Here is a 17,702-nt window from a genome sequence, read left to right on the forward strand (position 1 = left end):
CATCCCTTAATGGGATGTGCCTTTTTTTCATAGAAAGGGGAAATTAGAGTGGATAAAAAGAAAAAACAACGTGTTAGACGTTTGATTATTATGGGGACTGTCGCAATTATTGTATCGCTATACATTGGAAACAAATTTCAGGATCGGAATGGGAAGAGTTATGCTCCCGCAAAGTATTTTGAAACAGGAACAAAATTGATTTCGTTTTAATAATAATTGTGTCTCTTTCATCAACTATCGTGAAAAGTATTTCTATGCTAGCACTTCTTTTCTCCATAAAATGAAAAAGAAAGGATAGCAACCGACCACCTAGGAATATTTGGTTGCGTTAGATTAATTACAACATATTTTTGGTATCCTTAATAGGTTATAAACCTTGTTATAACAGAGTTTTTGGAGGTTTTTTAATTTATAGATTACGTGTTTTTAAATAGAAAAAACAGATATTTTTTAGAAATGATTGACATGAAACTATATATATCATAATATTGAGATTGTAATATTAAAGAAAATAAATTCAACATTTTCATATAGACTTTAGATTAGCTAAAAGGACACACCTAAGGCGTTTTACGCCATAGGTGTGTCCTTTTTTGCGTTTAAAGGCTACATAAGGAGGAGTACAAACATTGAAGCCATCTAAGTTTCAAAAGAAGCAGATTGCTGCGGTAGGTTTAGCTGCTATAACAGTAGCGGGTATCTATGGATACAATCATTTTGCAGTAGAAAATGCAGTGAAACCAACGAAAGTTGTGGTAGCCGCAAAGGATATACCTGCGCATACAGAGATTAAAGAAGAAATGCTAGTGGAACGAACATTACCTGGTGATGGGATTCCTCCAAATGCATTACGCGTAAGTAAAAAAGAGGTTATAGGTAAGTGGACAAATGATGGGCAGCCCATCACCGAAAATAGCTATCTTTTTAAAAATAAAGTAGTAAAGAAAGAGGAGTTAGCTGACTCTGCAATTTTAAATTTGAAAGATGGAGAAGTTGCATTCCCGTTACTCGTTGATTTGGAAACAAGTTCAGGTAATAGTATCATTCCTAATACCTATGTGGACTTGTATTTCAAACAAGTTGTGAAAGACGGAGACAATGAGAAGGTTGTATTCGGTGGTCTTTTCCAACGTGTACGTGTGACTGCTGCAAAAGATAGCAATACAGAAGATGCATTTGTATTAGAAAAGAAAGAATCAAAAGAGGAACAAGAAGGAAAACAAAAGCCAAAGGTAACGCGATTATATACACTGGCTGTTTCACCTGAACAGCTTCAATACTTAAATCGTGCAAAAACACTTGGAGATGTAATTCCTGTTGCAGTCGGACAAAAAGTAGAACAAACAGGGAAAGAACTAGAACCAGCTGAAGGATTCTCGCAAATATCTGATCAAAAGAACATTTTAGACTATATAGAGAAGCATTCGACCAATCCAATTTCTAAAAATGTAAAAGAGTATGTAGCGCAGTATCTGAACGAATCTAAGTAAGAAAGGAGTTTTTAGGATGGATCGGCAGGTAAGAATTATTGCTTTTTATGCCACAAATGAAAACGTAGGAAAAAGCACATTAAGTATTACGATGGCAAATGAGTTAGCTCATCTAGGAAAAAAGGTGCTTTATGTAGAAGCGGACCAAGTAAGACCAAGTTTTGCAATTGGAACAGGTCTTAGCCATGAGAATAAAAATATCCTAGAGCTTGTAAGAAAAGAAAATGAATATAATCTTTCACAGTATATTTGTACCAAGCAAGATTTGTTAGAGAAAAAAGTGAATCCAAGATTGATGCAAAAATTGCACGATAAGATGGATTTTCTGGTATTTCCATCAGGTTATAGTTTGGCTCAATTCCCAGAGATTCAAAACAAAGAATTGTTTGTAACGACTTTTATCGAATCACTTGTAGATACAGAATACGATTATATCATTCTATCGGTACCAACTGAATTATCCGAGGTGTTGAGTTATCCGATTCTATATCAATCAGACCTTGTTGTTCATGTGCTAAATGGCAACCCTCGTGGTGCAATAGCGATTAAACGCGAATTACAACTAATAGAAGAAGCAAAGCTAACATTGCCTCGTATGATTCATGTTTTGAATATGGGGGATGAGGATTATGTAGAAGATATTGAAAAGCTTTCTTCCCAAAACATTGCAGTGACAATTCCGTATGACAGAGATCGGACGAGTTACGAATGGGGGATGCAATTTGGTTCTCCGCAAATTAATACCAAGGTCCATCACATTATGGAAGCAGCTGGTCTTGATGTTCCATTCCAGCATACATCCTCTATGAAAAAGGGTCTCTTTGGTTTACGAAATTAAAAGGGAGGCAGTAGTATGTGGGGCTATTTACAGGAAAAACAAGTTGCCTTAAAGCGCAATCGAGTGGATTTATATCATTTTGGTTATATGATTCGTTCCAAATCGGCTCGAAAGTTAGGAACAACTAAAGCTCAACAGATTAAAGATATAACGGATGAAATTCGTGCATTTTTAGTAAAAGACCATCGTGATATCTTAAGCGAATCCTTTATGAATAGAGAGAAGAGAGCAGCTGTAGAACAAATCATTAAAAGCTTTCTATTAAGTAATCAGGTCGTCATTTCAGAGGTACCTTCTGAACAATTACTAAATATGGTATGTGACGATATTGTAGGGTTTGGGATTATAGAACCTTTAAAAGAAGATAAGGATGTAACCGATATTTATATCAATGGCACAAAAGAAATTATTTACGAAAAAATTGGAGAGGGAGAATGTACATTTCCTTACCGATTTGAGACAGAAGAAGAGGTAAAGGCTTTAGCCTATAAGATGGTAAACAGTACGTCAGAGTCATTAAATACAGCAAAGCCGTATGTGGACTGCGTGTTTCCATATATCCGTATCAATATTGCGTTAGATGAACTTGGGGGACTCGGAACAACAATAACGATTCGTAAGAATGCGGATCACCTTCGTGCTTCTGAAGAGCGCATGTTATCTACCAATCAAGCGTCAAAAGAGATGTTGGACTTTTTGGCTGCCGCCGTGAAAGCCAAAATGAATATTCTAGTTGCTGGAGCCACGGGTACAGGGAAATCAGAGTTTATGAAATATCTTGCTTCTCACATTCCGAAAGGAAAGAAAAAAGAACGTACTCTTGTAGTAGAAGATAACCCTGAATTATATTTGCATCGCATTTTTCCGGAACATCATTTTGTTCCGATGCAATGTAGGGCATCGGAAGTAGAAGAAAATGCAATCGACTTTGATAGATTGTTAACAAATGCTTTACGTCAAGGGCCAAAGCGATTAATTGTAGGGGAATCGAGGGGGAAAGAAGCGTTAAAAATGATTAACTTTTTCCAAACAGGACATCCTGGTTTCACCTCTGTCCATGCAAGAAGTGCAAAAGAAGCAGTTAGGCGTTTAATGCTTATGTGTCTGCAAAGTGGTGCGAATATTGATGCCCAGTATTTATATGAATTGATTTCACAGACATTTGATGTAATTGTCTTTTTGGAAAAGAAAGATGATGGAAATCGTTATATTACAGAGATGATTGAACTATTGGATTATCAGGAAGATATACAGTTTAATCCATTGTCTCAGTTTATGCCAACATATGAGAAACAAGATGAAATGAATGAAAGAATAGGGAAAATTCATGGCCAACATATTATTACAGGAAGAATATCAGCTGATATGGAGAAGAAATTCCGTTCTTCTACTGTAAATCCAGCTCTTTATGCACCATTCCTTTCAAAACGGGAGGTGCAATATGCATAGTTTATTAGCCTATGGATGCATATTCTTGATATTTATTAGTGTAGTATTGCTCGTTTTACTTTTTGCAAAATCTAAGGGTTCTGCTCTCTCTCAATTTGTACAAGAAAACGAGAAAGAAGAAAGGCGCTTGGAATTAAGGAATATTAAAGGGATACGGATGTATTTGCCACAATCCGTTATCCAAGAAGCCCAAAAGTACGAGTGGAAATTGACAAAAAGCATGTACTGGGTATATACGATTCTTTCCGGAATGAGTATTGCAGTAGTATTCTATTTTTCTTTTGGTAGAGATCCTTTTATTCTGATTACCGTTTTATCTGGATTCTTAGTTCCAAGGTTTCTTCTCTATCGAAGAAAAAAACGTTACTACTTGGTTGTCATTGACCGTCTTTCTATCTATATGAAGGCAGTAGCAAATGCACTTCAAATTAGTAACAATGCAAAACGGGTGTTAGTTCAGGTGAAGCCAATGATGCATGAAAGCATTCAAGAAGAAATAGAGAAAGTTTCTCTTTTATTAGAAGGTGGAACCACAATGCATCGTGCATTTAGAGGATTCAATGAAACGTTTAACTTTAGAGAATTGGTTTTCTTCCATGAAATGTTGGAAGTGTGCAGCCGAGAAGGTGGAACAAATTCAGTACAAGTCTTACTAGATATTGCAGAAGATTTTGAAAAACAAAAGCTATACCTGGCAAGATTGCGTTCTAGTTTGTCGCAAGCACAACGTGCTTTTGTACAGAACTGCTTAATCGTCATCGCTATGCCGATTGTTATTATGTTGATGTCAAAAGAAGCATATGGATTTTTAGCAGGTTCTATGATGGGGAAAATCGCGTTATCGGTAAATATGTTCATTGTCTTTTTCTTAGCAACCCGTGTAGAAAAGATTGCAAATTATAACCCAACAGAAAGAGGGGAATAAGGTGGCTACGATTTTAGCTGTAGTGGTATTCGTTGTCATGTATTGGGTATTCTCTACCTTTCTACAAAGTAAAAAAGACAGCGGTAGCTTACTTACGAACTATGTAGAAAATGCAAAACGAATTGAAAAGAAGAATTTAAATCAAATGATGCTCGCTCCCTTCCAGTCGTTATCACATAAGTATCTGACAGAAGAAAAGAAAGAGCAGATTCAGAAAAAATTAGAAGAAGCTGGCCTGGATACGAAACCAGAAGAATATTTAAAAATGAAGGTTGCATATCCCATCATTTTCACCTCTGTTTTCTTGATATGTACGGTGTTCCATGATTACTACTTATTTAAAGTGGGTGTTTTAATTTCACCGCTGCTTTATTTCTATCCTGATTATCTATTAAAGAGAAGAATCAAGCAGGCGATAGAAGCTAGGAAGTTCGAATTACCAGAGTATCTAATTCCTATGCTGCAGTTGTTAAAAACACATACAACATTAGAAGCAGTAAAAAAGGCGCAAATATATGCTGGAAGACATCTTCGTCCGTATGTATCTACACTTACTGCGGAATTAGAAATGTATGCAGGATCGGATCAACCATTTCGAAACTTTGCAGCAGCCTTAAATAGTCCAGAAGTAAATACCTTTACGATTGCATTGCAACAAGCGCAAAAAACGGACAAGGTACAGAGTCTTCGCATTATGGATGCACAGATTAAAATGATGCGTGAGTTAAAACATGAGAACTATAACCGTCTCATTCAAAATAAACCAATGGAAATGAATAAATTTAACGTCGCAGTTATTGGATGTATTGTGATTTATCCAATGGTGATTGTTATTCAATCTTTAATGCAAGGATTTGCAAGTTTATAGAAGACATTATCAAAAATGGAATAGGTAAAGGAGCAAAATATATGTTAACGAAAATGAAGAATTGGTTAAAAAATGAAGACTCACAATTATCATCAGAAAATGGTATGTTAATCGCCTTGGCGGTCATTATCGTATTAGTGATTGGCCCATTTGTATGGAAAGCAATCCAAGGTGGTTATGATACGATTCTAGCTCGATTCACAAAAGCATCAAGCAATGCAGATGTGAATTCTTGGAACAAGTAATAGAAGTTTTAGATTAATGATGTTTTTTACGTATAGCTCAAATAAATGGATAAGGGAGATTCAATCATGTTAGCAAAAATGAAAAATTGGTTAAAAAACGAGGATTCGCAACTATCATCAGAAAACGGTATGTTAATCGCGTTAGCGGTGATTATCGTATTAGTAATTGGCCCGTTTGTATGGAAGGCAATCCAAGGTGGCTATGATACGATCCTGGCAAGATTCACAAAAGCATCAAGCAATGCAGACGTAAATTCTTGGAATAAGTAATTAAAGATTTAAATAGATAAGTTCTAATTTTAGTAGAATCTTAAAATCGATATATAAAGGAGACGAAATGAAATGTTAGCAAAAATGAAAAATTGGTTAAAAAATGAAGACTCACAATTATCATCAGAAAACGGTATGTTAATCGCGTTAGCGGTGATTATCGTATTAGTAATTGGCCCATTTGTATGGAAGGCAATCCAAGGTGGCTATGATACGATCCTGGCAAGATTCACAAAAGCATCAAGCAATGCAGATATAGATTCTTGGAATAAAAAATAAATATAAAAATAAACGAGGGGGCTACTCTAAAAGTGGTTCCCTTTTTTACACAGTATTTTTATATGAAATCAAGAGGGGAGTAAATAAAATGAGCTTGTATATCATGGGATTATTTCTAAGTTATATGGTACTTAATGTATTTACCGACTTAAAGTATAGAAAAACAAAAAATATATGGCATTTTATTTTTTTAATAGTAGGTTTAGGTATCACGTATTTTGCAGGAATACGAACGGGAAAAGAGATTGTAGTTGTACTAACTATGGCCTTAGTATGTGGCTTATTGTTAGAGACATTTAAATTTTCTTCACCTGGTGATACGAAAATGCTTGTGGTGGTAGCTTTATATGTTAGCAATGTAGTAGAAGAATCGGCTATGCTTACCGCAATTACATTAACAGCTTTCCATTTACTATTCTTTTGGATTGCTAGTGTTTATCGATTAATTAAAATTTTAGGGTTTGTAGGAGCGATTAAAGACCAATTGGAGCATGCTGCGTCTATATTTGGTGTGAAACTGCCTAAGAAAGAAATAAAGCTAATACAGAGCTTTCCTGGGGCTTGTTCTATTTTACTAGGGGCAATGGTGTATATTGCGTTCACTTTCTATCAAAACGGAGGTATCTTGGTTTGAACAGTAGGATTATTCATCAAAGAGAAACCTATATTTACTTTACAATCTTTGCGCTTATAGGAGTTTTCATTTTAAATATGTTTATTAGTATGTTGTTAGTATTAGCATATCCGTTACTAATTGGATTAATTATGCAGGTTATCTTATTGCATAAGATGAAAAAACCATTCTATCGGAGCGGAAAAGAATTAACGGAACAATTAAAACTAAAAAATATATTTCTAGTAGAATCAAACATTTTAGGAGATGAAGAAGGAACGGTCTATGAGGTGCATCAAATGCCTTTTTCATTTTCTAATGGATTAATTAATAAAGATAAGAGTTATAAAGTCATAAAACAAGAGTATGATCGAAAGGTCAAAGAGGATTTAACGAAAATTGCAAAATGGCAAGTTACAACAAAAGCTAGACTTGTTACGACAACACATTTTCGTTTATATACAATTTGGCAGAAAAATAGTACAGGCTATCAATTAAAAAAAATAGAGGATTGTGTTGATCCATATGCCAAGATGAACCTCATTCAATGGATGATTGCTTCATTCTGTACGACTGGTCGTATCAAGTACGATAAGAAACCAAAAGAGTGGGCAAGCTATGAATGGATTGCTTTAAGGTAAATAAAAAGACAGAAGAAAAAACTAAGTAGTTCAGTTATTGTAGGGAAACTTATTAATATACTGCTTGTATTGATAGATCCTTTACTAATTGGATTAATTATGCAGGTTGTCTGGCTACAGAATATAATAAACGCATTTTATCGAAACGGAGCGAATTAACGGAACAATTAATTTGGCTGATAGCAAATGATATAGATCAAGAGAAAAATATAACTGAATTACATTTGAATTTGAGTGATTAAAAGGTAAAAACGGTCTAAATATAGACCGTTTTTTTTGTAGATATTTTTCATCCAAAATACAATCAAATTCAAGTGTCTATTCCAATAGTCTTTTTAACAGAAGCAACTGCACACGATAATGATTATTAGAATAAATAATATAATCAATAAAGAAAATCTTCTAGCAAAACCCCAACCTTCATCGCAACTACTACCATATCCCATAACAAGAGTGTCTTCTTTAGATAAGAATTTAAAACTAGGGTTCATTCTATGGATTCTAACGGGTCCACATTAATGTATGTTTTTTGAGAGTGCCCTTTTGAAAATAAGAGAAAGACAACCTAAGGTGCCTTCTTGCGATTGGAACCATCGTAAAATAATAATTGGATGCCAATCCAATTATTATTTTACCACGTTAAGTAGTTTCAGTTATTGAGAAAAAACAAAAGCACTCTTTCGAGTGCTACTGCTTACTTCACTACCTTATTCATAACCTCTTTATATTTATTAAACTCATCATCTTTCATATTACCATTCATTTGTAAAAGGAAATTCGCTTGGCGTATATTTTCGTTAAAATGTGGGTGGGATCTCATATTCGAATATATAAGAGTACAGACTCCAATTTTTTTTTCGTGTTTAGTATGTGTATTGGATATCTTTGAATTGAACTACTCACCACTTAACGTCCTAACAGACTGTTTGAAGTGGGAGATTCCTGCGAACACCGATGTATCCACCAGTTATCTTAGCAGGCTCTACCCGCAGTCCCTACGGTGAGAACATAAGTATCTTGTACGCTGATTCACACACTACCTACTTTAGCTTGGTTTTCGCAATTTTGAGAAGCGTGGGGCGATAGAACGTTGAAGATTTTACGGTTGCAACGTTTTTCTGCAACCAACCTCATATCTTCAGTTTTCGAAGAGCAATCTGTACAAGTAAATGATAGCAAATATATTGGCTTGTACCAACCGACATTCATCTCCCACCTAAAATTAGTGTTTCACACCTTCACATTTTTGAGGAAGGAATCTTCTGTCGGAAAACGATAAAAAAGTGATTTAATAGGAAAGGAAGTTTTAAATCATGGGTTTTGAAGCGTTAAAGAGAAAAATGCTAACTACACCACATGGATTTACTGCTGGAATAGAAGGGCCTTCATGTGATAAAAACGGGAATATTTACGCTGTTAATTTTAAAAGAAGAGGTACAATTGGAAAAGTAACCCCAATTGGAGATAGTAATATCTTTATTGAGCTTCCTAAGAATAGCATCGGAAGCGGGACACGTATTGATCGTAATGGAATTTTGTTTATTGCAGATTATGTTAATCATAATATATTTGCAGTTAATATTGAAACAAAAAAAATAAAGGTGTATGCTCATGAACCTGCTATGACCCAGCCTAACGATTTAGCGATAACCGATCAAGGTGTTTTATTTGCTAGTGATCCTAACTGGAGTGAATCAACGGGACAATTATGGCGTATTAATAAAAATGGGGTCACTAATTTATTAGAAAGTAATATGGGAACGACTAATGGAATTGAAGTGAGTCCTGATGAAAAGAAACTATATGTAAATGAAACAGTACAAAGAAAAATATGGGTATATGATTTATCAAGTGATTACGAATTAAGTAATAAACGTTTATTTATAGAATTTCCCGATTTTGGACTTGATGGAATGCGTTGTGATATGGCTGGGAATTTGTTTGTAGCTCGCATTGGCAAAGGTGTGGTGGCAAAGATATCACCTGATGGTCATCTTCTAAGTGAAATTCATCTTGAGGGAAGAAACTGTAATAACCTTACATTTGGAGGACCTGATGGGAAAACCTGTTATGTGACAGTGGCTGATACAGGAAACATTCAAACGTTTGAAACAGATGTCCCCGGAAGGTGTTGGAGTTTACTACAGGATAGATAAGAAGGTTCTGGTGCAAAATATGAGTTATATTGTATCTCTGCATTTTGTCTGGGGATTTTTTCATAAAGAAAAGAAGAACCCCTTAAGGTGACTTCCACCGACTGACCTCATCTTAATTTTATTATGTTGTTATTATATAAGAAAAGAAGACATCGATTAAGATGTCTTCTTTTACTTGTACACTTGTTAAGAAGGTATTGTATTGCTTAAAAACCATAAAAAATATAACAATCATCGAGTAAACCTATTATAGCATCAATAAATAGAGTTTTTATATGTAATATTGCATATATATAGATTTATTTATATTTTATCGATATAGTTAAATTGTCTGTTTCTTGTTTTAATTCGTTTATTTATTTTGAGTGCTCCAGCAATGGAGCCTTTTTTTTTTTATGCAATAAAACATTTTCTTTTCATTACTTGGTTAATCTATATTAACTTTACTCTCTTAAATTATATCTATATTTTACTAAATGATTATATAGATAATCATTTTTTTTTTCTAATAATCTAGTGGATTGATAATTTTCATGTTATTTGTTAATTTTATAGGGAAATTTATCATGTAGTGAAGATTGAGAAATCAAGAATTATAAAAAACTTATAGTATCTTTAGGAAAAATATATTTATAATCCGTATATCAATATGTTATAATTTAATCTCTAAAACTACCCAAAAAGGACTGCCTAATGGTGGTCTTTTTTATATTGGTGAGATTGTACTAGTATGATAGAATAGGATTAACTGTATATTGTGAGGGTGATTGGTTATCCCTTCTTTCCATTTGGAAGGAAAGGGGGTGATATACCTATGGAGTTTTTGTTTGAGCTTCTAAAAGAATTTGTGAAAGCCATTGTACGTGAAGTTTCTGCGTATGTTTTTAGGAAACAAATTTTAGAAAAAGATAACAAAAAACCCACTCCTCGTCGCCGTCGGAAGCAAAAGGGTGGGTTTCGTAAAAAATAAATGATATAACCACCACCCTGACGGTAGCAGTTATTAGAAGAGATGTTAGCGCATCTCTTCTTTTATTATATACACAAGTTATTACTGTAATACTAATACAGTAATTATATCAAACGTACATAAAAAATCAATGAGTACGTAATAGATATAATGTACAGAAGAAAAGAAACCCAAGGATGCCTTTTTTCAATTTATTACATCCCTAATTGATTGTAAATTGATTTGAATACGTGTATTCACCACGATATTTAATTGCAGCCACATAAGTACCACTTGTATAGCTATCAGTGATAGGGGTTTGCCAAATTTCTGTTCCAGGAATAAATTCTGGTTCTATTGTTTGGAATCGTTCTAGGGTACCATTTGTGTGGATTTTAAAAATTTTCATTTGCGCACCAAAATGTTCTCTACCAAAGTGCTGTGTTAAGTAAAATGTATCACCAGTTATTAAATTCCCAATCTTCCAATCTGGTTGATATGTACTTTCCTCTGAATTTTGTAAATCCACAATGGTTTTAAATCCCCAATCATCATTAAGTGGATCTGAGTAAGCTGCAGCTGCTTGTGAGGTAGGCTTACTCATTTCTATTGCAGTAAAACCGCTAAAAGTTAACGCTCCAATTAATGCTAATTTTCCTAACTTCATTATTGTTTCCCCCTATTAATTTTTGTGATTTTTAAAACCAGAAATCATATACACATAATAATATAATCCACTGTATTATATTTCAAATATTTTCTAAAAAAAACCATAAATAAAAAGGCACCCCAAAGGTGCCTTCCTCCGATTTGAATCACTTTAATTCTAAGAATATGTATTGGACTCCCATTCAAGTATCATTTTTCTCAATGAACAATTGGTATATTTTAGGGTGTTTTTTACTATTTTTATGTTAAGATATTTTGGTTGATATTCATCTTATTTTAGGAGGTTGGAAGATCTGTTACATGCTTTTCATATGGATTTTAGTTTCTATACAGAAAATATAAAAGTTTTAGGGTTATTAGGGAATTCTACTCGATTATCAATTGTTTGTAAATTGATTACATATGGATCGTTGTCGGTTTCTGATTTAAGTAAGCAAACAAGAATTACAGAGGATTTGATTGTACAACATTTGCGTAAATTAGCCTTTGGAAATATTGTAATTAGTGAACGGATAGGGAAAAGGCTTTATTTTAAAATAAAAGATAATAAAACAATTGAGATTATTAGGGTATTAGGGTTACAAAGTTAAATTTAATTACTTTCGCTACAAGTGATTTTGCTATAAATTAATTGTGCAAAATTACATTTAGCTCGCCTACGGAATAGGTGGGCTTTTTTATATTGAGAAAAAGAAAAGGCACCCAAAGGTGCCTTTCTCCGACTTGATAACCATATTTTATGTATTAAAGGTCATCATATAATTTTGAGAAAATATACGTTTACACAAAAAATAACTGGCCTCCTATTTGTTAAGGAAGCGGTTATTGAAATTATTTATTGATAGTAAAGAAGTCAGTTTTTACAAACTCACCTTTAACATATCCTACTGCAATATAATTACCTGCATCATAAGCATCTGTAATTTGCGCTTCAAATGTTGCAAAATTTTGCATTGAACCGTAATCATGTTCTTGTTTCCAGTTCATTGTTTGATAACGAGCTAAGTTGCCACCCGGTAGGATTTTGAAGACTTTAATTTGGTCTTGAGATGTGAATGTATTTGTTTCCCAAGGTACAGTAATAAAAATAGGACGACCACCAGTTTTATAGCTGGCTTGCATATTGTGTGTGTAAATGCTAGGCATCATTTTAGCTCCAACTTCCACGTCAAAAATTGTTTTAAAGCCCCAGTCCTCAGTTGTTACTGCTTTTTGTACACTTGTTGCTGCTGCCGCTGGTTTTGCATCAAGTGTGCCAACTGCTGATAACCCCCCTAATGCTAAAGCTCCGACTAATACTAATTTCCCTAATTTCATTAAAAATCCCCTTAAATATTTCTATAATTATAAATAATTACTATATAATGATATAATTATTTGTATAATATTTCAAATATTTTCTAAAAAAAGTTATAAACATAAAAAGACACCCATATATGAGTGTCTTTTCCAATAGTTTTTTTAGCAGAAGCAACTGCATCCGATAATGATTAATAGAATAAATAATACAACTAATAAAGCAAATCCTCCAGCCAAACCGCAGCCTTTACCGGAACTACTACCATATCCTATAACAATAGTGCCTCCTTTAGATTAGAGGATAAAACTAGGGTTCATTCCACGTAATTTAATGGGTGCACACTACCTTATGTATTTAGGAATGAATTGGGCAGATCTTCTTGAAAATAAAAAAAAGACGCCATAAAGCGCCCCCCATTTGGGTAAATAAGAAGTAAGGTTTCCAAGATAACTGAAAAAATAGAACAGGTGGTTAGATTTTATCATATTCTTTTGCCCAATGAACATGCATTATTACATATCATCGCAAACCCCTCTATTTTCCATTTGATAAAATTAAATCCCAATATTGTTAATAATTAAATAAATATTTCTACAAATTCAAAATATTTACAAATAATACAAAAGTGATACATTTAAGGTGCAAGTTATAAAAAATATTTAAGGGGGATTTATTATGTTTAAGAAATTAGTAGTAGGAACATTAGCAACTGGTATCGTATTAACTGGAGGGATTGGAGCAGCATCAGCAAGTACAGTAGGTGTAGATAATACTAAAAATTCAGCGCCAATAATCCAACGTACCCAAATACTTAAAGATGATTTCAGTCTGATAAATGGTGAAAGAGAAGTATCGTTCGAGCATGTAAAAAAAGCGGATATGAGAGTTCATATGACAAACAATACTAAAGGTACACTTGACTGGTCTTTAAAAGACTCAAAAGGTAATGTTATTGGTTCTGGATCGTTAGCAGCAGGAAAGGGTTTTACAAATACGTACAATACTCTTTCAAAAGGTAAATATAAGCTTAAAGTTACTCACAGAAATGGTGGCTCTGGATCATTCTATGCAGCTGCTCGTACTTTAGACTAATATACAAAGAACCATCTTAAATATATTGAAGAAGAACAATGGGGGAGTTTGAGGATAAAGGAGTTTTATTATAATATCATCGCACGCAAATGCAAAATCAAAAATGGCCTACCTAGGGAAATAGGTGGGCTTTTTAATGTAGAAAAAAAGACACCCAAAGGTGCCTTCCTCCGACTTGAACCACTTTAATTTTAATGATATGTATTGGAATCTCATCCGAATATTGTTTTAACGTATTTATCCATATTTTTGATTGCGAAAAAATGAAAAGCATAATATCTTATTACTGCTTGTTCATAGCTTTTATCTGTTCTTCATACACATATTTAGTCGTCATGAAATCGTTAGGGAAGTCGTTAATCGCTTTCTTCATAACGTTTAGTTCTTCCTGAGATTTGATTTCAATACCATTTATATAATCAAACGCCTTAGATTGTTCATCTGCTACGTAATTCTGTGTCATGTAATCATCTGGAAAGTCTTTCTTTGCTTTTTCTTTGACGGCATTCATAGCAGCTGTTTTATCGATATTTTTTATAGGATTTGTAAATCCCGATGCAGATTGTTGAACATCTTGTTTAGGTTGTTCCTTCTTTTCTGGTTGAACTTGAACATCTTGTTTGGGTTGTTCTGGTTTTATTTCTTTTTGGGGTTCGGTTGGAGTAGTTGTAGCTTCTTCTTTGGTGTTTTTTCCGCCAACAACAACAATTACGACAACGGCAATGATAAACCAAAACCACCACTTTGTATAAAATGAGTTTTGCATAATTCATTTCCTCCAATTATAGGGAATGTGGAATTTCTCATCCAAGCATAACAAATCCAGTTACAACTATTTTGTTGTATCATGTCGAATAAAAATAAAAAAAGAGAGCTATAGCTCTCACTCTCAATTAATAGCAACCAAAGATGCTTCAATGATGTATCGCTCAGGTGCATCTCCAATATAGTTAAATGGATAACATGTAGTTAGTGTTAATGTTGGTTTATCTCTTGAGATAATTACGGTACGATCATTTGCATCTGTAATCCAGTGTTTTTGAATTTGATAAGTATATATTTTTTTATCATACTCAACTAAAATATAGTCATGTTCTTGTAAATCTCCTAAATTAGTAAATACCGTATCACGATGTCCACTTAAAACAGTATGCCCATTTCCAGAAGGAGTGGTTGTAATGTCACTAACAAACATTCCTACCCCTTTTTTTAAAGTTTTTGCATCAGCACCCCAGTAAACTTGATATTTCTGTTTAGTTTTCGGTATCACCATGTAGGCAATTTGTTCTCCCATTTGATGTTGAACTTGAGAAGCTGGGATCTGTTTTGGTGATTCTGGTAATGGTTCACTAGTATTTGTAAGATTAGGTTCTTGATTTGGTAGAATATGTTGGGATTGTTCTTTGTTTGATTCATTTTTGACATCTTTTTTATCATTAGTAACAGGTTGTATATCTTTATATTGTTGAATTTCAGTACTTGTTAAGGCTTCAACAGTTTTTCTTGCGTCATACCAATCTATAAAGTAATAAAAAAAAGTAAAAGAGCCGATAGTAATTAATAAAGCTCCCAACCAAACAAGTTTGTTCAAACTTATCACTCCACATTAAAAACGACAGGAATATTCCTGCCGTTTTTAGGTATTAGTTTAGGCATTCGTTTTTTTACGAAGGAATACAAGAACTGAACCTGCTAATACTAAAGCAGCGCTTGCAAGCATCATTGTAACACCGTTTGATGCTGTATTAGGTAATTTTTCACCTTGTTTTTTTGTTTCATTCTTTACAGCTGTTTGTTTAGTTTGCTCTTGTTTATTGTTTGTTGCTTGGTTGTTTTGTTGTGTATTTTCTTGTTTTACAGGTTCTTTTTTAGTATCTTCCTGTTTAACCGGTTCTTGTGGTTTTGTTTCATCCTTTTTAGTAGTTTGTTTGCTAGCTACAAATTGATCGTAGTCCCCTTTTTTCACTTCACAAGGTAAGCCGTCATTGTCACGGTCTAAGTCATGAGGATCGTTAGTTGCACTGTATCCATTGCTGTGCCAGAATTCCATAACTTCTTGTTTGTTTTTAAAGTGACTGCAATTCTTGTCGTTTGGATTTTTTTCTGCAAATGCAGCAGAACTGTACCCCACTGTTAATAGTGTTACCGCTGTTGCTGAAGCTAATAATTTTTTCATGATTTTCCCCATCTCCCTAAATGGTATGTATTTACATCGGAAATTTTTACATTTAAAAACTTTAAAATACAATAATATTATGTAGATAAATGTAAGATTTCTATATGATAATAGCAAACAATTAATTCGAATATTGTCATATTTTGTCGGTAGAAAATAAAAAAAGAGTACCAGTCTCTCCTTTTTATCTATTAGTAAAAAATAATCATCTATATGGTTGATGTTGATATTGGTGATATGACTGAAAATGTTGTGCCGGTATACTATAAGGATTAGCATATGGATCTGGTAGTGGCCAAGACTTTGGTTTAGGAATATACCACCATGGAATTTCATGTTTCCAAGGTTCAGGCATAGGGCTTAACACAGGACTCTGTCTATAAAAATATCCATTCAAGTTCGTTCCTCCTAAAATAAATTTGATATTTATTTGATGTATTATAACTAATTGGGAACATTATGGATAATTGTCCCTTTAGAATTGGGAGAACATCTAAAAGACAAAAAAAAGAGAGCCTCTCCGCTTCTCCTTTTTTATGAATAGATTTTATGACATTAGTTGACTTCACTCCCATCCGGTATACCGTCAATAATACTTTGTGGATGAATTTGGACTTTTTCAGTAAAGTCGTATTTTCTATAGACTTGAGGGCTAGCTATACCTCGCTTTACCCAGTGTACTCCATCTTCTTTGTCGTACCAATATATACTTCGATTTGATGGTTCATCTGAACGAAATAAATGAGTTCCTTGAACAATTGGGTTTCCTAATGGGATTCTTTCTAAATCTAATACTTCATGAGATGGGGATTGGTTAAATAAAGATAAATAAACAGATGGGCCGTGAATTAATCTCCTAGTGCCCTTATCAATTAAATATATATTAATATCCCTAGGCGATTTAACTTTTAAACCATTATATATCTGTGGGTTTTGTAATAGCACATCTGAGGTTAATTGTTGTCTATAATCTTGTCCATAATTCCAATAATAAGGAGGGGGGTTCTGTGGAATGTAATACATATAAATAATTCACCTACTTATTAGTATTTGTTTGTATGAAATTAAATTATGTATACTGTAATGGATGAGTGTTTGTCTGGTATGCCTATTTTTTACAAAAAAAGAGAGCCGAAGCCCTCTATAATAACTGCTAATAATCATAGTCAATACTCTCATAGTAATATGAATTTGATTCATTACAGCAAATACATGTTGTTTGTTGGATAAATAATGGACTAAGTTCAGCGTTAGCTGTAGTGGCATTTGAGAAAGTAATACTCTGAACATCCTCAAATAAGAAAGTTTTTCTATCTCCTGGTGTTAATGTAATTGTTTGTGGAGTTGTGGAATTAAATGTTCTAATAGTCAATGTAACAAACGCAGCAAATACAGGGCTAAAACTAAAGCGAATTAGAGTTTTATTGTGATTGGTTGTAAAATTTTCAAATAGGGTAATTGTAGAACCGGGTGGAATTTCAAGACTTGTAGGGGTAGTTTCAGAGCCGAAAATTGTAAATGTCTCTATGAAACAGTTATTGGAGCTTGAAGGGTTGCATGATTTGTCTTTTTTCTTGTAATATCTCTTTCCATCTTTACAGAAATAATCTGCCATATCTAATCATTCCTTTCAAAAAAGAGTTTAAGGTTGTCCCATATATATTATGAAGGTTGTATAAAAAGGTTCTAGTTTAAAAAGAGTAAATAAAAAAGAGAGCCGAAGCCCTCTTCCTTTAAAAGTT

Annotated in this window: 23 protein-coding genes; 15 read left to right on the forward strand and 8 right to left on the reverse strand. The window is 33.6% G+C overall.

Features of this window, described 5'->3' with window-relative positions:
• Positions 1-48 precede the first annotated feature (48 nt).
• The 13 genes from DN407_RS31770 (at position 49) to DN407_RS31775 (ending at position 10,744) form a co-directional block, all read left to right on the forward strand.
• Entirely contained in the window at positions 49-210 is a 162-nt protein-coding gene (locus DN407_RS31770) for a hypothetical protein (RefSeq protein ID WP_179955837.1), read from the forward strand.
• A gap of 419 nt (positions 211-629) precedes the next feature.
• On the forward strand, positions 630-1,490 hold the full coding sequence (cpaB, locus tag DN407_RS27350; protein WP_074541159.1) for a Flp pilus assembly protein CpaB: 861 nt from the start codon (positions 630-632) through the stop codon (positions 1,488-1,490).
• A 16-nt stretch (positions 1,491-1,506) separates the two neighbouring features.
• Positions 1,507-2,328, forward strand: coding sequence for a CpaE/TadZ family protein (locus DN407_RS27355; protein WP_149216800.1), 822 nt, complete (start codon positions 1,507-1,509; stop codon positions 2,326-2,328).
• Positions 2,329-2,343: 15 nt separating this feature from the next.
• Entirely contained in the window at positions 2,344-3,777 is a 1,434-nt protein-coding gene (locus DN407_RS27360) for a TadA family conjugal transfer-associated ATPase (protein ID WP_149216801.1), read from the forward strand.
• Positions 3,770-4,702: a type II secretion system F family protein gene (locus DN407_RS27365; RefSeq protein ID WP_149216802.1), complete on the forward strand. Its 933-nt coding sequence runs from the start codon at positions 3,770-3,772 to the stop codon at positions 4,700-4,702. The genes DN407_RS27360 and DN407_RS27365 overlap by 8 nt, the downstream gene beginning before the upstream one ends.
• A gap of 1 nt (position 4,703) precedes the next feature.
• Positions 4,704-5,570 carry a hypothetical protein gene (locus DN407_RS27370; RefSeq protein ID WP_000201169.1) on the forward strand — a complete coding sequence of 289 codons (867 nt, stop codon included), beginning with the start codon at positions 4,704-4,706 and terminating at the stop codon, positions 5,568-5,570.
• Between the two features lie 41 nt (positions 5,571-5,611).
• Complete coding sequence (locus DN407_RS27375) at positions 5,612-5,815, forward strand: hypothetical protein (protein ID WP_000956353.1); 204 nt, start codon at positions 5,612-5,614, stop codon at positions 5,813-5,815.
• 66 nt (positions 5,816-5,881) lie between these two features.
• Positions 5,882-6,085, forward strand: a complete 204-nt coding sequence (locus tag DN407_RS27380; protein ID WP_000879955.1) for a hypothetical protein — start codon at positions 5,882-5,884, stop codon at positions 6,083-6,085.
• Between the two features lie 72 nt (positions 6,086-6,157).
• Positions 6,158-6,364 (forward strand): hypothetical protein, encoded by a 207-nt coding sequence (locus DN407_RS27385; protein ID WP_000879952.1) that lies wholly within the window; start codon positions 6,158-6,160, stop codon positions 6,362-6,364.
• 88 nt (positions 6,365-6,452) lie between these two features.
• Entirely contained in the window at positions 6,453-6,998 is a 546-nt protein-coding gene (locus tag DN407_RS27390; RefSeq protein ID WP_149216803.1) for a hypothetical protein, read from the forward strand.
• Positions 6,995-7,618, forward strand: a complete 624-nt coding sequence (locus DN407_RS27395) for a hypothetical protein (protein WP_098347817.1) — start codon at positions 6,995-6,997, stop codon at positions 7,616-7,618. The genes DN407_RS27390 and DN407_RS27395 overlap by 4 nt, the downstream gene beginning before the upstream one ends.
• A 1,313-nt stretch (positions 7,619-8,931) precedes the next feature.
• Positions 8,932-9,774 (forward strand): SMP-30/gluconolactonase/LRE family protein, encoded by an 843-nt coding sequence (locus DN407_RS27410; RefSeq protein WP_098347819.1) that lies wholly within the window; start codon positions 8,932-8,934, stop codon positions 9,772-9,774.
• Positions 9,775-10,588: 814 nt separating this feature from the next.
• Positions 10,589-10,744 carry a hypothetical protein gene (locus DN407_RS31775; RefSeq protein ID WP_165362282.1) on the forward strand — a complete coding sequence of 52 codons (156 nt, stop codon included), beginning with the start codon at positions 10,589-10,591 and terminating at the stop codon, positions 10,742-10,744.
• A 202-nt stretch (positions 10,745-10,946) separates the two neighbouring features.
• Here the strand turns inward: DN407_RS31775 and DN407_RS27415 are convergent, their stop codons facing one another.
• On the reverse strand, positions 10,947-11,390 hold the full coding sequence (locus DN407_RS27415; RefSeq protein WP_098347821.1) for a DUF5065 family protein: 444 nt from the start codon (positions 11,388-11,390) through the stop codon (positions 10,947-10,949).
• Positions 11,391-11,703: 313 nt separating this feature from the next.
• Here DN407_RS27415 and DN407_RS27420 point away from each other — a divergent pair, with 313 nt between their 5' ends.
• Positions 11,704-11,982 carry an ArsR/SmtB family transcription factor gene (locus DN407_RS27420; RefSeq protein WP_002183137.1) on the forward strand — a complete coding sequence of 93 codons (279 nt, stop codon included), beginning with the start codon at positions 11,704-11,706 and terminating at the stop codon, positions 11,980-11,982.
• 241 nt (positions 11,983-12,223) lie between these two features.
• Here the strand turns inward: DN407_RS27420 and DN407_RS27425 are convergent, their stop codons facing one another.
• Together DN407_RS27425 and DN407_RS27430 are read right to left on the reverse strand one after the other, a co-directional pair.
• The gene (locus tag DN407_RS27425; protein WP_149216804.1) at positions 12,224-12,709 is read right to left on the reverse strand and encodes a DUF5065 family protein; all 486 of its coding nucleotides are present in this window, start codon (positions 12,707-12,709) and stop codon (positions 12,224-12,226) included.
• Positions 12,710-12,853: 144 nt separating this feature from the next.
• The gene (locus tag DN407_RS27430; protein WP_149217095.1) at positions 12,854-12,964 is read right to left on the reverse strand and encodes a YjcZ family sporulation protein; all 111 of its coding nucleotides are present in this window, start codon (positions 12,962-12,964) and stop codon (positions 12,854-12,856) included.
• Positions 12,965-13,367: 403 nt separating this feature from the next.
• On the opposite strand from DN407_RS27430, the gene DN407_RS27435 reads away from it, so the two are divergent.
• Positions 13,368-13,784: a hypothetical protein gene (locus DN407_RS27435; protein WP_149216805.1), complete on the forward strand. Its 417-nt coding sequence runs from the start codon at positions 13,368-13,370 to the stop codon at positions 13,782-13,784.
• 283 nt (positions 13,785-14,067) lie between these two features.
• Here the strand turns inward: DN407_RS27435 and DN407_RS27440 are convergent, their stop codons facing one another.
• The 5 genes from DN407_RS27440 to DN407_RS27465 all read right to left on the reverse strand — a co-directional run bounded on the left by DN407_RS27440 (position 14,068) and on the right by DN407_RS27465 (position 17,575).
• Entirely contained in the window at positions 14,068-14,550 is a 483-nt protein-coding gene (locus DN407_RS27440; protein WP_149216806.1) for a hypothetical protein, read from the reverse strand.
• 123 nt (positions 14,551-14,673) lie between these two features.
• Positions 14,674-15,375, reverse strand: a complete 702-nt coding sequence (locus DN407_RS27445; RefSeq protein ID WP_086388422.1) for a class D sortase — start codon at positions 15,373-15,375, stop codon at positions 14,674-14,676.
• 57 nt (positions 15,376-15,432) lie between these two features.
• Positions 15,433-15,960 (reverse strand): excalibur calcium-binding domain-containing protein, encoded by a 528-nt coding sequence (locus DN407_RS27450; RefSeq protein ID WP_088321901.1) that lies wholly within the window; start codon positions 15,958-15,960, stop codon positions 15,433-15,435.
• A gap of 555 nt (positions 15,961-16,515) precedes the next feature.
• Positions 16,516-16,983 carry a hypothetical protein gene (locus DN407_RS27460; RefSeq protein WP_149216808.1) on the reverse strand — a complete coding sequence of 156 codons (468 nt, stop codon included), beginning with the start codon at positions 16,981-16,983 and terminating at the stop codon, positions 16,516-16,518.
• Positions 16,984-17,113: 130 nt separating this feature from the next.
• Positions 17,114-17,575 (reverse strand): hypothetical protein, encoded by a 462-nt coding sequence (locus tag DN407_RS27465; RefSeq protein WP_088321904.1) that lies wholly within the window; start codon positions 17,573-17,575, stop codon positions 17,114-17,116.
• Between the last annotated feature and the right edge of the window lie 127 nt (positions 17,576-17,702).

Origin of the sequence: Bacillus sp. JAS24-2, assembly GCF_008274905.1 — a bacterium.
Taxonomy (GTDB): Bacteria; Bacillota; Bacilli; order Bacillales; family Bacillaceae_G; genus Bacillus_A; species Bacillus_A cereus.